The following is a 14907-nucleotide window of genomic DNA, read 5'->3' as shown; positions in this document are numbered from 1 at the left end:
CGCTATCATTTTGCCATCGTTTGGCCGGCCCGCCGCGTGCCTTGCCGCCACAGTCTGGCCGGCGCGGCCGGCTTTGATTGTCCAGCCGGTGCGCGCAGATTAAAATACAGGCACTTTTACGACACGAGGCAATATGAGCAACACTACCAGCAACCTCCGGCAAGAATTTATCGCCTTTTCCGTCGCCACCGGCGTGCTGCGCTTTGGTGAGTTCACCACCAAGGCAGGACGCCAGTCGCCGTACTTCTTCAACGCCGGCCTGTTCCACGACGGCGCCACGCTGGCCCAGCTGGCCCAGTTCTACGCCCAGACCCTGCTCGACTCGGGCGTGGAGTTCGACATGCTGTTCGGCCCCGCCTACAAGGGCATCACGCTGGCCTCGGCCACGGCCGTGGCGCTGGCTGGCAAGGGCCGCAACACCTCGTTCGCGTTCAACCGCAAGGAAGCCAAGGACCACGGCGAAGGCGGCACCATCGTCGGCGCCAAGCTGCACGGCAAGGTGGTCATCATCGATGACGTGATCTCGGCCGGCACCTCGGTGCGCGAATCGGTGGACATGATCCGCGCTGCCGGCGCCGAACCGTGCGCCGTGCTGATCGCGCTGGACCGCATGGAACGCTCGGGCAAGGATGGCGCGCTGTCGGCCCATTCGGCCGTGCAGGAAGTGAGCCAGACGTACAACATCCCCGTCATCTCGATCGGCAACCTCGATGACCTGTTCAGCTACCTGAACGGCGCGGGCGCCGATCCCCAGCTGCAGCAGTACAAGGACGCCGTGGCCGCCTACCGGGCACGCTACGGGGTAGCGGCCGGCGCTTGATGCCGCGCAGCGTCGCTGCGTAGACTTTGAAATTGCTTTGGCGTAACATTCAATCGTAGTCCGCAGGCGTATCGCTTATCGGCCCTGGCCGAGGAAATAAAGGCTGAATGATGAACATCGCGACTTTAAAAGTGCATGGCGACGCTGAGGGTCTGGCGGACATCCGCGACGGCCTGCCCACTGAGCCCGACCATACCTGGAGCAAGGGCGATCCCCGCCCCGATGGCCGGGCGCGCATCGATTCCGGCTTTTACCTGGGCGTGGCCACCCACCAGGACCCCGACGTGCTGCTGCGCCAGATCCGTTCCTACCTGGCCGAATGCTCGGCGCGCGGCATCCACTTCGAACGGTCCGACGTGGCGGCCGAGCTGCGCATCGCCATCAGCCACACGGACGGCGAAACGGTCGTGCCCAGCCTCGATTTCGAGCTGTCGGACTTGCGGCTGTTGGTTGACATGGGTATTTCACTCAGTATCGCCACGCAGTGACGGGCGGGCGCTCGCCGCGCCCCGGAAATTGCGTTAAGCTAACGGTTTTGCCAAAAGCATAACTGGAGTGTAGTAATGCGATTTTCCGAAGACAGACTGGCCCGCCTGCCAGTTGGCGGCCAGACTGAGCGCCAGATCCACATCTGGGAACCGGCCGCGCCGCGTGCCGTCATCATGGCGCTGCACGGCGGCATGGCCCATGCGGGCGATTATGTGACCCCGGCCCTGTACTTCCGCGCCCACGGCATCGCCACCGTCAGCTACGACATGGTGGGCCACGAGATGGCGCGCCGGGTCGACATTCCCGGCTTCCACGTCTTCCTCGATGAGAGCGAACTGCTGCTGGCCTGGGTCAAGCAACAGTATCCGGGCCTGCCCATCTTCATCATGGGCCACTCGATGGGCGGCCTGATCGCCACCCACCTGGCGCTGCACCGGATTCCGGCCGACCCGGCGGTGAAAGGCTTCATCCTGTCCTCGCCGTACTACGTCAACGCCATCAAGGTGGCGCCCGTGCTGCTGGCGCTGTCGGGCGTACTGGCCGCGCTGCTGCCGCGCATGAAGGTGCCGCTCGACTCGCTGACCGACGTGCTGACCCACGACGCCACCATCACGGCCCGCCACCACGCCGACGAGCGCGACCACGTGCGCGCGACGGAAGTGACGGTGCGCTTCGGCCATGCGCTGAACCAGGCGCAGGCGGGCCTGGCCGCGCACATGCCGTCCTGGCGCTACCCGCTGTTCGCCGCCATCGCCGGCGACGACCGGCTGGCCGACGCCGACGCGGGCGAAGCCATGCTGCGCTCGATCAAGCCGGAACTGGTGGAACTGCACCGCTATCCGGAGAACTACCACGAGAACTTCAACGAACTCAACCGCGAGCAGATCTTCGCCGCCATCCTGCGCTGGATGGGCGCGCACGGCTTGCCGGCCTGACCGGCGGCTGCCCGACCAGCCGCGCGGGGCTGGTCGGTGCGTGTTTAGAGGATTCATGCAACCATTTGTGCAACTGGTTGCGCAAATAAATAAACGGCCCTACAATCGTGCAACTGATTGCATAAACGGAGACCCGCATGACCGCCTACCCACACCTGTTGACCCCACTGGACCTGGGCTTCACCACGCTGCGCAACCGCGTGCTGATGGGCTCCATGCACGTGGGCCTGGAAGAAGCGCCCAACGGTTTCGCCCGCATGGCCGCGTTCTACGCCGAACGCGCGCGCGGCGGCGTGGGCCTGATGGTCACGGGCGGCATCTCGCCCAACGAAGCGGGCCGCCCCGTGCGCGGCGGCTCCATGATGACCACGGAAGCGGACGCTGAACACCACCGCCAGGTCACCACGGCCGTGCACGCGGCCGGCGGCAAGATCGCCATGCAGATCCTGCACTTCGGCCGTTACTCCTACCAGCCCGGCCTGGTGGCGCCCAGCGCGCTGCAGGCGCCGATCAACGCCTTCGAACCGCACGAGCTGACCAGCGAGGAAGTGGAGCAGACCATCGCCGACTTCGTGCGCTGCGCCGGCCTGGCCCAGTCGGCCGGCTACGACGGCGTCGAGATCATGGGCTCGGAAGGTTACCTGATCAACGAATTCGTCGCCGCCCGCACCAATATGCGCGACGACGAGTGGGGCGGCAGCTACGAGAAGCGCATGCGCTTCCCGGTCGAGATCGTGCGCCGCACGCGCGAAAAAGTGGGCCCCAATTTCATCATCATCTACCGCCTGTCGATGCTGGACCTGGTGGAAGACGGCTCCACGCTGGACGAAGTGATTGCGTTGGCCAAGGCCGTGGAAGCGGCCGGCGCCACCATCATCAACACCGGCATCGGCTGGCACGAGGCGCGCATTCCCACCATCGCCACCAAGGTGCCGCGCGCGGCCTTCGCCTGGGTCACCAAGCAGTTGCGCGGCCACGTGAAGGTGCCGCTGATCGCCACCAACCGCATCAACACGCCGGAAGTGGCCGAGCAGGTGCTGGCCGACGGCTACAGCGACATGGTGTCGATGGCCCGCCCGCTGCTGGCCGATCCGGAATTCGTCGTCAAGGCCGAGCAGGGCCGCGCCGACGAGATCAACACCTGCATCGGCTGCAACCAGGCCTGCCTGGACCACACCTTCAGCGGCAAGATCACGTCCTGCCTGGTCAACCCGCGCGCCTGCCACGAGACGGAACTGGTATTCGCGCCGCTGGCCAAGCGCAAGCGCGTGGCCGTGGTGGGCGCCGGTCCCGCCGGCCTGAGCTTCGCCGTGGCGGCCGCCGAACGTGGCCACGCGGTGGAACTGTACGAAGCGGCTGGCGAGATCGGCGGCCAGCTGAACGTGGCCAAGCAGGTGCCGGGCAAGGAGGAGTTCCACGAGATGCTGCGCTACTTCGGCAAGCAGATCGAACTGCGCGGCGTGCAGGTCAGGCTGAACACGCGCGCCACGGCGCAGCAACTCAAAGAGGGCGGCTACGACGAGATCGTGGTGGCCACCGGCGTCACGCCGCGCCTGCCGGACATCGAAGGCGTGCACCATCCCAAGGTGATGGGCTACCTGGACGTGCTGCGTGAACGTAAGCCGGTGGGCAAGTCGGTGGCCATCATCGGCGCCGGCGGCATCGGCTTCGACGTGGCCGAGTTCCTGACCCACAGCGGCGAAAGCGCCACCCTGCATCCGGAGAAGTTCTACGCCGAGTGGGGCATCGACACGGCCTACCGCGAGGCCGGCGGCCTGCGCGCGGCCGAAGTGGAGGCGTCGCCGCGCCGCGTCTACCTGTTGCAGCGCAAGGAGAGCAAGGTGGGCGCCAATCTGGGCAAGACCACGGGCTGGATCCACCGCACCGGTTTGAAGGCGCGCCGCGTGGCCATGGCCTCCGGCGTCAGCTACCGCAAGATCGATGACGACGGCCTGCACGTGACGGTCGATGGCGAAGACCAGGTGCTGCCGGTCGATAACGTGATCCTGTGCGCCGGCCAGAACCCGCTGCGCGAACTGTACGACGAACTGCAGGCGGCCGGCTGCGCCGCCCACCTGATCGGCGGCGCGGACGTGGCGGCGGAACTGGATGCCAAGCGCGCCATCGACCAAGGCGTGCGCCTGGCAGCGACAATCTAACCCTGGCCAAGCGGCCCAACCCTGAACTGGTGGAGAACGGCATGACAGAGCAACCCGCATCCTTGCTTCCTTCCGTGGCCGCGTCGCTGGCCAGCTGGCACGACATGTTGCGCCGGCGCGACCTGGCGGCGCTGCCGTCCATCGTCCACCCGGACGCCGTGTTCCGCTCGCCGCTGGCGTTCACACCCTACCAGTCGGCGCAGGCCGTGGTGCTGGTGCTGGGCACGGTGATCAATGTGTTCGAGGACTTTGTCTACCACCGCCAGTTCGCCACCGGCGACGGCTTGAGCGTGGTGCTGGAGTTCAGTGCGCGCGTAGGCGACAAGCAGCTCAAGGGCGCCGATTTCATCCGTTTCGACGAGGACGGCAAGATCGTCGAATTCGAGGTGATGGTGCGTCCGTTGAGCGGCCTGCAAGCCTTGGGCGCGGAGATGGGCAAGCGTATCGGCCACCTGATTCCGGCGTTCAAAGGTTAGGTTCGCTGCAACGGTGAGGGCGGCATGGGATAATGCCGCCTTTGCCACATCGGGCCACGCCTGCGTACACCATGTCCTTACCCCATGCCTTGCTCACGGCCTTGCTGGAGCGTCCCTGCTCCGGCGTGGAATTGGCGCGCCGTTTCGACAAATCCATCGGTTTTTTCTGGCACGCCACGCACCAGCAGATCTACCGTGAACTGGGGCGCCTGGAGCAGGCCGGCTGGGTGGAATCGCTGGAGCCGGAATCGGGGCGGGGGCGCAAGCGCGCGTATCGCGTGCTGCCGTCCGGGCGCGAGGAACTGCGGCGCTGGACGGCCGAAAGCCAGGACCCCAAGCCGATGCGCAATGAACTGATGCTGCGCCTGCGCGCGGAAGCCGTGATCGGCCCCACCGGGCTGGATCAGGACATCGCCCGCCGGCTGGACATGCACCGCCAGCAGCTGGCGCTGTACCGGCAGATCGAGGCGCGCGACTTTCCTCCCAATGGCCAGACCCGCGAACAGCAATTGCAGCATCTCGTGCTGATCGCCGGCATCAAGATGGAAACCTTCTGGATCGAATGGTCCGAACAGGCGCTGGCCGTGCTGGCGCAAAAGCCGGCGGCGTAACTTTCCTTTGTTTTTGTCTTCTCAATGGGGACAATGCACGACCTTGTCGCGCACGCCGTCGCGTATCGTGTCGCGCCCACTGCCCAAGCTCGCGTCGCGCGTGATGCAATAGCTGCCCGCCGGTCCGCTGACTTTTGTGATGGGACTGCCGTCGGCTGCCCGCAATTCCTCGAAAGTGGTGGTACGTGGCTTGTAGGCGGCGGCGATGCCCTGCGCCAGCCGGTCCTGACGCGAGAGGGCGGGCATGACTTGGGCGCGCGGCTCCATCTCGTGGGCGATCTCGCGTGCTTGCGACAACACACGATCGCGCAGGCCGGGGACGCTGTCCCGGAGCTGGGCCGGTTCCAGTACAGTCTCAACTTCGGAATGGGGCATTGAAGCTGGTCGCCCTCTTTGGAAATTCGTAAGCAGTTCCTGCGGTGGTACGGCCGTTGTTGTCCCGATGCGCGACGCTTCGTGGATGCGCGAGCGTTGCGCTGGCTGTGGCGCTGGTGCACTTCGCGGGATCAGTGTGCTTGGGGTGCGCAAGAAAATGAGCGACATCGTTTGGCTGGTCGGCGCGTGGCCGGTTGTGGGGGCGAACCGGCCCAGCTCCCACAGCGCGCCAATGTGTACTCCTGTAATCAGCACAACAAGCGCGGCTGATCGAACGGATACTTGCATACTCAAATATTAATATTTTCTATTTGACTATTTTATCCATTTCTCGTTTGCTTAGGCGGATCCTGCGCCGCGTTCAGGACCCATGTGGATAAGGTTCTATTTCCGCTTCTCTTTTCTTCTGCTTTCTTCGATGTAGGCCTGTTCCCCGTTTGCCGAAGAAAATAGAAGAATGCCGAAGAATCCAGGCCCGGAAATAGAACGAAATCCACACGGAGCCCGCCGCTCCATGGCATTGCTTATTCCTGCAACGCGAGACGAAAAAAATGGCCGGGGATCGCTCCCCGGCCATGTCGTGACGCCTTGTGGGTTTAGCCTGCCAGCTTGGCCTTGAGCAGCTCGGTCAGCTGGGCCGGGTTGGCCTTGCCGCGCGAGGCCTTCATGGCCTGGCCGATCAGCGCGTTGATGGCCGCTTCCTTGCCGGCGCGGTACTGCTCGACCGACTTGGCGTTCGCCGCGATCACGTCGTTGACGATCGCTTCCAGCGCGCCCGTGTCGGAAATCTGCTTCAGGCCCTTGGCTTCGATGATGGTGTCCACCAGGTTCTCGTCGGCCGACTTGGCTTCCCACATGGCAGCGAACACTTCCTTGGCGATCTTGTTGGAGATGGTGCCGTCAGCGATGCGCTTGAGCATACCGGCCAGCTGCGCCGGCGTGACGGGCGCGTCGGCGATGTCCACGTTCTCGCGGTTCAGCGTGGACGACACGTCGCCCATCAGCCAGTTGGCGGCCGCCTTGGCGTTCTCCTTGCCGGCCTTGTCCACCACGGCCACGAAGTAGGTGGCCATGGCTTTCGACTGGGTCAGCACCAGCGCGTCGTATTCCGGCAGCGCGTACTCGCTCACGAAGCGCGCGCGCATGGCGCCCGGCAGTTCGGGCATGGTGGCCTTCACTTCGTCGATCCACTGCTGCGAAATCATCAGCGGCGGCAGGTCGGGGTCGGGGAAGTAGCGGTAATCCTGCGCGTCTTCCTTGCTGCGCATTTCGCGCGTTTCCTTGCGGTCCGGGTCGTACAGGCGGGTGGCTTGCACCACCTTGCCGCCGTCTTCGATCAGCTCGATCTGGCGGCGTACTTCCACGTGCACGGCTTCCTCGATGAAGCGGAACGAGTTCAGGTTCTTGATCTCGCAGCGGGTGCCGAATTCCTTCTGGCCCTTGGGGCGCACGGACACGTTCACGTCGCAGCGGAACGAGCCTTCCTGCATGTTGCCGTCGCATACGCCCAGCCACATCACCAGCGAGTGCAGGGCCTTGGCGTAGGCCACGGCTTCGGCGGCGCTGCGGATTTCCGGCTCGGAGACGATCTCCAGCAGCGGCGTGCCGGCGCGGTTCAGGTCGATGCCGCTCATGCCGTGGTAGTCCTCGTGCAGCGACTTGCCGGCGTCCTCCTCCAGGTGGGCGCGCGTCAGGTTCACCGTCTTGGTGACGAATTCGCCGTCCTTCTCGTAGCCGAAGGTGAGCGAGCCGCCTTGCACCACGGGGTCTTCGAACTGGCTGATCTGGTAGCCCTTGGGCAGGTCGGGGTAGAAGTAGTTCTTGCGGGCGAACACGGACTGCGGCGCCACCTTGGCACCCACGGCCAGGCCGAAGCGGATCGCGCGGTCCACGGCCTGCTTGTTCATCACCGGCAGCACGCCCGGCAGCGCCAGGTCGACGGCGCTGGCCTGGGTGTTCGGCTCGGCGCCGAACTTGATCGGCGAACCGCTGAAAATTTTAGATTCGGTCGTGAGCTGCACGTGGTTCTCAAGACCGATGACGACTTCCCATTCCATATTGGTGTTCTCGCTGATGTATTCGTTGTTGGGAGCTTAGATGCCGGCCGGCGCGCGCAGGTGCCAGTCGGTGGCTTGCTGGAACTGGTGCGCCACGTTCAGCAGCCTGGCTTCGCCAAAGTAATTGCCGATGATCTGCAGGCCCACGGGGCGCTTGCCGTTCTTTTCGCCCTGGCCGAAACCGCAGGGGATGGACATGCCGGGCAGGCCGGCCAGGCTGGTCGACAGGGTGTAGATGTCGGCCAGGTAGGCGGCCACCGGATCGTCCGATTTGTCGCCCAGGTCCCAGGCCACGGTGGGGGCCACCGGGCCCATGATCACGTCGCACACGGCGTTGGGGCCATTGAGTACGGCTTCGAAATCCTGCGCGATCAGGCGGCGGATCTTTTGCGCCTTCAGGTAGTAGGCGTCGTAGTAGCCGTGGCACAGCACGTAGGTGCCGACCATGATGCGGCGCTTCACTTCCGCGCCAAAGCCTTCGGCGCGGGTTTTCTTGTACATGTCCTGCAGGTCCTTGTACTCGGCCGCGCGGTGGCCGTAGCGCACACCGTCAAAGCGCGACAGGTTGGACGATGCTTCGGCCGGCGCGATCATGTAGTAGGCCGGAATCGACAGGGCCGTGTTGGGCAGCGAGATGTCGACCAGCGTGGCGCCCAGCTTCACGAACTGTTCCAGCGCGGCGCGCACGGCCTGCTCGACGTCGGCCGCCAGGCCTGCACCGAAGTATTCCTTGGGCACGCCGATGCGCAGACCCGTCAGCGGCTGGTTCAGCGCGCGCGTGAAGTCTTCCGCCACGCCGCCCTGTTCCGGCGTCAGGCTGGTCGAGTCGCGCTCGTCGAAGCCGGCCATGGCCGACAGCAGCAGGGCGCAGTCTTCGGCCGTCTGGGCCATCGGGCCGCCCTGGTCGAGCGAGGAGGCGAACGCGATCATGCCAAAGCGCGACACGCGGCCGTAGGTGGGCTTGATGCCGGTGATGCCGCAGAACGAGGCCGGCTGGCGGATCGAACCGCCCGTGTCGGTGCCCGTCACGCCCGGCGCCAGGCGCGCGGCCACGGCGGCGGCCGAACCGCCCGAGGAGCCGCCCGGCACGGCCGTCTTGTCCCACGGGTTCTTGACGGCGCCGAAGGCCGAGTTTTCGTTGGCCGAGCCCATGGCGAATTCGTCGCAATTGAGCTTGCCCAGCGTGACCATGCCGGCCGCGTTGAGTTTTTCCACCACGGTGGCGTTGAACGGGCTGACGTAGTTGGCCAGCATTTTCGAGCCGGCCGTCGAGCGCCAGCCCTGGGTGACGAAGATATCCTTGTGGGCGATGGGCACGCCCGTCAGCGGCGTGGCCGTGCCGGCGGCGAGGCGGGCGTCCGCTTCGGCCGCTTGCGCCAGCGTCAGCGCGCGGTCCACGTGCAGGAAGGCGTTCAGGTCGCTCGCTTCGATGCGGTCGAGGAAGTGCTTGGCCAGGTCAGTGGCGGAAATCGCTTTGCTTTGCAGCAGGGCGGACAGCTCTTTAATGGTTTTGGTGTGCATGGCGTTTCAAATGGGGGCGGTTCGGCGGACGGCTGCCGCGTGGCCCTGGCAAAGGCGCGGCAAGGCGCGGCAAGGGGGCGCGGCAAAACAAGCGCGGCGGCGCTCTTTTATTCGATCACTTTCGGCACCAGATACAGGCCGTCCTCGGTCTTGGGCGCGACGGCCTGGTAGGCGTCGCGGCGATTCGGTTCGGTGGCCACGTCTTCACGCAGGCGCAGCGCGATATTGTTCATGTGGGCCGCCAGCGGATGGCTGAGCGGGGCGACGCCGTCGGTGTCGACCGCCTGCATCTGTTCGGCCAGCGCGAAGATGCCGTTCAATTGGCCCAGCGCCGTGGCGGACTGCTGTTCGCTCATCTCGAGCTGGGCCAGGTGGGCGATGCGTTTTACGTCGGATAGGGTCAGGGACATGGCGAGTGGCGCGGCCGGGCCGCGCAGTTTAATTGTAATATTAATAAAATTCTGGAATGTACGGCAATCAGCCGCCAAAAGTTCATGAAAGCCGCTTAATTCGTGGCCTGAAGGGATACACTTTTGACTGGATATTCGGCAAATCGCATTCAAATTATAAGGTAGAATGGCGGGTTGATGCGTTGCCGGCGCCGAATGAAGCTGCCGCCGCGTCGGAATAGATAGCGCGGCGCCCCGAGGACGGGCGCGCGGACACTCCCTAATAACGGCTTACGCGCACTTTAGAGGCGCCACAGGATACTCATGTTTGGTTTTTTACGCAGGTATATTTCCACCGATCTGGCCATTGACTTGGGCACGGCCAACACCCTGATTTATGTACGCGGCCAGGGCATCGTCCTGGACGAGCCATCCGTCGTCGCGATCCGCCAGGAAGGTGGCCCGAACGGCAAGAAAACCATCCAGGCCGTCGGTAAGGAAGCCAAGCAGATGCTGGGCAAGGTACCGGGCAACATCGAGGCGATCCGCCCGATGAAGGATGGCGTGATCGCCGACTTCACCGTCACCGAGCAGATGCTCAAGCAGTTCATCCGCATGGTGCACGACTCCAAGTTCTTCCGCCCCTCGCCGCGCATCATCATCTGCGTGCCGTGCGGTTCGACCCAGGTGGAACGCCGCGCGATCCGCGAATCGGCGCTGGGCGCCGGCGCTTCGCAGGTGTACCTGATCGAGGAACCGATGGCAGCCGCCATCGGCGCCGGCCTGCCCGTATCCGACGCCACCGGCTCGATGGTGGTCGACATCGGCGGCGGCACCACGGAAGTGGGCATCATTTCGCTGGGCGGCATGGTGTACAAGGGTTCCGTGCGCGTGGGCGGCGACAAGTTCGATGAAGCCATCGTCAACTACATCCGCCGCAACTACGGCATGCTGATCGGCGAACAGACGGCCGAAGCGATCAAGAAGGCCATCGGTTCGGCCTTCCCCGGTTCGGAAGTGAAGGAGATGGAAGTCAAGGGCCGCAACCTGTCCGAAGGCATCCCACGCTCGTTCACCATCTCGTCCAACGAGATCCTGGAAGCGCTGACGGACCCGCTCAACAACATCGTCTCGGCCGTCAAGAACGCGCTGGAACAGACGCCGCCGGAACTGGGCGCCGACATCGCCGAAAAAGGCATGATGCTGACCGGCGGCGGCGCACTGCTGCGCGACCTGGACCGCCTGCTGATGGAAGAGACGGGCCTGCCCGTGCTGGTGGCCGAAGACCCGCTCACCTGCGTGGTGCGCGGCTCGGGCATGGCGCTCGAGCGGATGGACCAACTGGGCTCGATCTTCTCCTACGAATGATGTCCAGGCCCGGCGCCGCCGGTGGCGCCGGGCCAATGAAAGAGCATAGGCCGTTAGTTGGTTGGCGCGCGAGCGCCGGATAATTGGAAGTCATGGAATACAGTCCTCCGCCACTATTCAAACAAGGCGCCCCGGCCCGCGTCAAGATGACGGTGTTCGCGTGCATTTCGATCGCGCTGTTGCTGGTCGATGCGCGCATGCATACCCTGGCCATGGTGCGCCAGGTGGCCGGTACCGTGCTGTATCCGCTGCAAATGGCGGCCTTGCTGCCGCGCGACGCCATCTACGGCGTCGGTGATTATTTCTCCACCTTGTCGTCGCTGGAAAAACAGGTGCGCGAGCTCAAACGCCAGCAGATCGCCAGCGCCCAGGCCTTGCAGCAAGCCCAGCTCCAGGCGGCCGAAAACAGCCAGTTGCGCAAGCTGATGGACGCGCGCCAGCGCCTGCCCGTCAAGTCCATGCTGGCCGAAGTGCTGTACGACGCGCGCGACCCCAACAGCCGCAAGATCGTGCTGGACCGGGGCACCCAGCAGGGCGTGTCGCTCGGCCTGCCCGTGATCGACAACCTGGGAGTGGTGGGCCAGGTCACGCGCGTGTTCCCGTTCACCTCGGAGGTCACGCTGCTGACCGATAAGGAACAAGCCATTCCCGTCGAACTGCTGCGCACCGGCTTGCGCAGCGTGGCCTATGGACGCGGCAAGTCCGGCATGCTGGAGCTGCGCTTCACGGCGCCCAACGCCGACATCCAGGTCAACGACGTGGTGGTCACCTCCGGCCTCGATGGCGTGTACCCGGCCGGCCTGGCCGTGGCCCGCGTGACCCAGGTGGAAAACAGCGCCGGCGGCTCGTTCGGCGGCGTCGTATGCCAGCCGCTGGCCGGCATTGCCAACCATACCCAGTTGCTGATCCTGATGACGCCACCGGACATGCCGCCCCGGCCACCGGAAGAGGAAGTGCATCCGCCGAAAAAGCACGTGGGCAAGATGGGCCCCGTCAAGGAGACAGGCGCGATCGTGGGGGCCACGCCGGGTGCCACCGCGGGCGCCACCGCCGCCATCCCTGGTGCCGCCGTACCCGCGCCGACGAAGGCAGGGCCGGCAGTCGCGCCCGGCGCCTCGCCGGCCGCGCCCAAGGCCGCCACGCCGGCCCCGGTCCAGTCCAAACCGAAGGAAGCCGCGCAGTGAACCGTCCCCACTACATCCTGCTGCCCGTCAGCCCGCTGTTCATCGCGTTCAGCCTGTTCTGCGCCTTCCTGCTCAACCTCCTGCCATGGGGGAATTTCATCGGCACGCCCGACTTCGTGGCGCTGGTGCTGGTGTTCTGGGGCGTGCACCAGCCGCGCAAGGTGGGCATCGGCACGGCCTTCTTCCTCGGCCTGCTGATGGACGTGCATGATTCCACGCTGCTGGGCGAGAACGCGCTGGCCTACACGCTGCTGTCCTATTTCGCCATCATGCTGCACCGGCGCGTGCTGTGGTTCCCGCTGATGACGCAGGCCATGCACGTGTTCCCGCTGCTGCTGATGGCGCAGTCGGTGCAGCTGGGCATACGCTTCATGGTGTCGGGTAAATTCCCCGGCTGGTTCTATTTCCTGGAAAGCGCCGTGGCCGTGGCCTTGTGGCCGCTGGCCACCTGGCTGCTGCTGGCGCCCCAGCGGCGCGCCGTCGACCGCGATCACACGCGGCCGATCTGATCCCCATTTGACGCACCTGATTTACCCGCATGACTGAACTGAAGAACACGGAACGCGAACTACACCTGTTCCGCCTGCGCCTGACGGCGCTGGGCTTGATGGTGTTCGTCTGCTTTGGCCTGCTGCTGGCGCGCTTCATCTGGCTGCAGGTGGTCAAGCACAGCGACTACGCGGCCCAGGCCGAGGAGAACCGCATCGCCGTGGTGCCGATCGAGCCGAACCGGGGCCTGATCCTGGACCGCAACGGCGTGGTCCTGGCCCGCAACTACTCGGCCTACACGCTGGAGGTGACGCCGTCCAAGCTGCGCATGACGCTCGATGAAACCATCGACGAACTGGCCAAGCTGGTGCAGATCGAAGCCAAGGACCGCAAGCGCTTCAAGAAGCTGCTGGAGGAGTCGAAGAACTTCGAGAGCGTGCCGCTGCGCTCGCGCCTGACGGACGAGGAAGTGGCGCGCTTTTCGGCGCAGCGCTTCCGCTTCCCCGGCGTGGAGATCCAGGCCCGTTTGTTCCGCCAGTATCCGCTCGGCGAGCTGGCCTCGCACGTGATCGGCTACATCGGCCGCATCAACCAGGCCGAGGCCAAGGCCATCGAGGACACGGACGACGCGGCCAACTACAACGGCACCGACCATATCGGCAAGGAAGGGCTGGAAAAAAGCTACGAGCGCCAGCTGCACGGCACCACCGGCTACGAGGAAGTGGAAGTGTCGGCCGGCGGGCGCGCCATCCGCACCTTGTCGCGTACCCCGGCCGCGCCCGGCAACAACCTGATCCTGTCGATCGATATCGAACTGCAGAAGGTGATCGAGGAAGCGTTTGGCGAATGGCGCGGCGCGCTGGTGGCGATCGAGCCGGCCACGGGCGACATCCTGGCCTATGTGTCGCGCCCCGGCTACGACCCCAACCTGTTCGTGGACGGCATCGATTCGCAAAGCTGGTCCGACCTCAACACCTCGCTCGACAAGCCGATGGTGAACCGCCCGCTGTCGGGCACCTATCCGCCCGGTTCCACCTTCAAGCCTTTCATGGCGCTGGCGGCGCTGGAGCTGGGCAAGCGCACGCCGGGGCAGACCATCTTCGATCCCGGTTCATTCACGCTGGGCGGCCACAAGTTCCGCGACGATAAACCGGGCGGCCATGGCACGGTGGACATGTACAAGTCCATCGTCGAATCGTGCGACACCTACTACTACATGCTCGGCAACGACATGGGCATCGACGCCATCCACGACTTCATGAAGCCGTTCGGCTTCGGCGAGCTGACCGGCATCGACCTGGAACACGAGAAGGCCGGCATCCTGCCATCGAAGGAATGGAAACGGGCCCGCTTCAAGAAGAACCCGGCCGCGCAGAAGTGGGTGGGCGGCGACACCATCTCGGTCTCCATCGGCAACGGCTTTAACAGCTACACGCCGCTGCAGATGGCCCACGCGATCGCCAACCTGGCCAACAACGGCGTGGTGATGAAGCCGCACCTGGTCAAGATCATCGAGGATGGCGTCACGCGCGCGCGCAAGCTGACCGTGCCCAAGGAAAGCTACCGCATCCCGCTCAAGCAGGAGAACATCGACATCATCAAGAACGCCATGGTGGGCGTGACGCTGGGCGGCACGGCGGCCAAGGCCTTCGCCGGCGCCGGCTACACGTCGGGCGGCAAGACCGGCACGGCGCAGCTGATCGCCATCAAGAAGAACGAGAAGTACAACGCCAACCTGATCGCCGAACGCCTGCGCGACAACGCGCTGTACACGGCCTTCGCCCCGGCCGACAAGCCGCGCATCGCCATCGCCGTGGTGGTGGAGAACGGCGGCTTTGGCGCCGGCGTGGCCGCGCCCATCGTGCGCAAGGCGCTCGACTTCTACCTGCTGGGCAAGCGCCCGCAGGAGAAGGAGACCACCAAGGTGCCGAAAGAGGACGCCGAGCTGCGTTCCGTGGAAGACATCAAGGCCGAGCAGGGCGTGAGCGGCGAACCCAAGCCCGGCGCCGAAACGCCCGGCAATACCGAGTAAGG

Annotated in this window: 14 protein-coding genes; 10 read left to right on the top strand and 4 right to left on the bottom strand. The window is 65.1% G+C overall.

The window, feature by feature from the left end; translation table 11 throughout:
- Positions 1 to 133 precede the first annotated feature (133 nt).
- From pyrE to H3H36_RS10610, 6 genes are all read left to right on the top strand, one after another.
- On the top strand, positions 134 to 820 hold the full coding sequence (pyrE, locus tag H3H36_RS10635) for an orotate phosphoribosyltransferase (RefSeq protein ID WP_182217151.1): 687 nt from the start codon (positions 134 to 136) through the stop codon (positions 818 to 820).
- Positions 821 to 927: 107 nt separating this feature from the next.
- Positions 928 to 1308 carry a DUF4279 domain-containing protein gene (locus H3H36_RS10630; RefSeq protein ID WP_229219850.1) on the top strand — a complete coding sequence of 127 codons (381 nt, stop codon included), beginning with the start codon at positions 928 to 930 and terminating at the stop codon, positions 1306 to 1308.
- Between the two features lie 75 nt (positions 1309 to 1383).
- A complete protein-coding gene (locus tag H3H36_RS10625) occupies positions 1384 to 2244 on the top strand; it encodes an alpha/beta fold hydrolase (RefSeq protein ID WP_182217148.1) in 861 nt (286 codons plus the stop codon).
- 137 nt (positions 2245 to 2381) lie between these two features.
- A complete protein-coding gene (locus H3H36_RS10620) occupies positions 2382 to 4403 on the top strand; it encodes an NADPH-dependent 2,4-dienoyl-CoA reductase (RefSeq protein ID WP_182217146.1) in 2022 nt (673 codons plus the stop codon).
- Positions 4404 to 4444: 41 nt separating this feature from the next.
- A complete protein-coding gene (locus H3H36_RS10615) occupies positions 4445 to 4879 on the top strand; it encodes a nuclear transport factor 2 family protein (protein ID WP_182217144.1) in 435 nt (144 codons plus the stop codon).
- A 71-nt stretch (positions 4880 to 4950) separates the two neighbouring features.
- Complete coding sequence (locus tag H3H36_RS10610; RefSeq protein ID WP_182217141.1) at positions 4951 to 5490, top strand: PadR family transcriptional regulator; 540 nt, start codon at positions 4951 to 4953, stop codon at positions 5488 to 5490.
- Between the two features lie 21 nt (positions 5491 to 5511).
- Here H3H36_RS10610 and H3H36_RS10605 read toward each other — a convergent pair whose 3' ends face one another.
- The 4 genes from H3H36_RS10605 to gatC all read right to left on the bottom strand — a co-directional run bounded on the left by H3H36_RS10605 (position 5512) and on the right by gatC (position 9853).
- A complete protein-coding gene (locus H3H36_RS10605) occupies positions 5512 to 5865 on the bottom strand; it encodes a hypothetical protein (protein ID WP_182217139.1) in 354 nt (117 codons plus the stop codon).
- Positions 5866 to 6461: 596 nt separating this feature from the next.
- Entirely contained in the window at positions 6462 to 7940 is a 1479-nt protein-coding gene (gene gatB, locus H3H36_RS10600; protein WP_311196622.1) for an Asp-tRNA(Asn)/Glu-tRNA(Gln) amidotransferase subunit GatB, read from the bottom strand.
- 18 nt (positions 7941 to 7958) lie between these two features.
- On the bottom strand, positions 7959 to 9443 hold the full coding sequence (gene gatA / locus H3H36_RS10595; RefSeq protein ID WP_182217133.1) for an Asp-tRNA(Asn)/Glu-tRNA(Gln) amidotransferase subunit GatA: 1485 nt from the start codon (positions 9441 to 9443) through the stop codon (positions 7959 to 7961).
- Between the two features lie 107 nt (positions 9444 to 9550).
- Positions 9551 to 9853 carry an Asp-tRNA(Asn)/Glu-tRNA(Gln) amidotransferase subunit GatC gene (gene gatC, locus H3H36_RS10590; protein ID WP_182217130.1) on the bottom strand — a complete coding sequence of 101 codons (303 nt, stop codon included), beginning with the start codon at positions 9851 to 9853 and terminating at the stop codon, positions 9551 to 9553.
- A gap of 303 nt (positions 9854 to 10156) precedes the next feature.
- Here gatC and H3H36_RS10585 point away from each other — a divergent pair, with 303 nt between their 5' ends.
- The 4 genes from H3H36_RS10585 to mrdA all read left to right on the top strand — a co-directional run bounded on the left by H3H36_RS10585 (position 10157) and on the right by mrdA (position 14905).
- Entirely contained in the window at positions 10157 to 11200 is a 1044-nt protein-coding gene (locus tag H3H36_RS10585; RefSeq protein ID WP_008445008.1) for a rod shape-determining protein, read from the top strand.
- A gap of 92 nt (positions 11201 to 11292) precedes the next feature.
- Positions 11293 to 12384 (top strand): rod shape-determining protein MreC, encoded by a 1092-nt coding sequence (gene mreC, locus H3H36_RS10580; RefSeq protein WP_182217128.1) that lies wholly within the window; start codon positions 11293 to 11295, stop codon positions 12382 to 12384.
- Positions 12381 to 12893 carry a rod shape-determining protein MreD gene (mreD, locus tag H3H36_RS10575; RefSeq protein ID WP_182154413.1) on the top strand — a complete coding sequence of 171 codons (513 nt, stop codon included), beginning with the start codon at positions 12381 to 12383 and terminating at the stop codon, positions 12891 to 12893. Before mreC ends, mreD begins: the two co-directional genes overlap by 4 nt.
- A 29-nt stretch (positions 12894 to 12922) precedes the next feature.
- A complete protein-coding gene (mrdA, locus tag H3H36_RS10570) occupies positions 12923 to 14905 on the top strand; it encodes a penicillin-binding protein 2 (RefSeq protein WP_182217125.1) in 1983 nt (660 codons plus the stop codon).
- Positions 14906 to 14907: the final 2 nt, after the last annotated feature.

The sequence above is a fragment of the Rugamonas fusca genome, from assembly GCF_014042365.1.
Classification (GTDB): domain Bacteria; phylum Pseudomonadota; class Gammaproteobacteria; order Burkholderiales; family Burkholderiaceae_D; genus Rugamonas; species Rugamonas fusca.
Note: the sequence above shows the minus strand (reverse complement) of the source record. Positions and strands in the feature narration are given on the sequence as shown.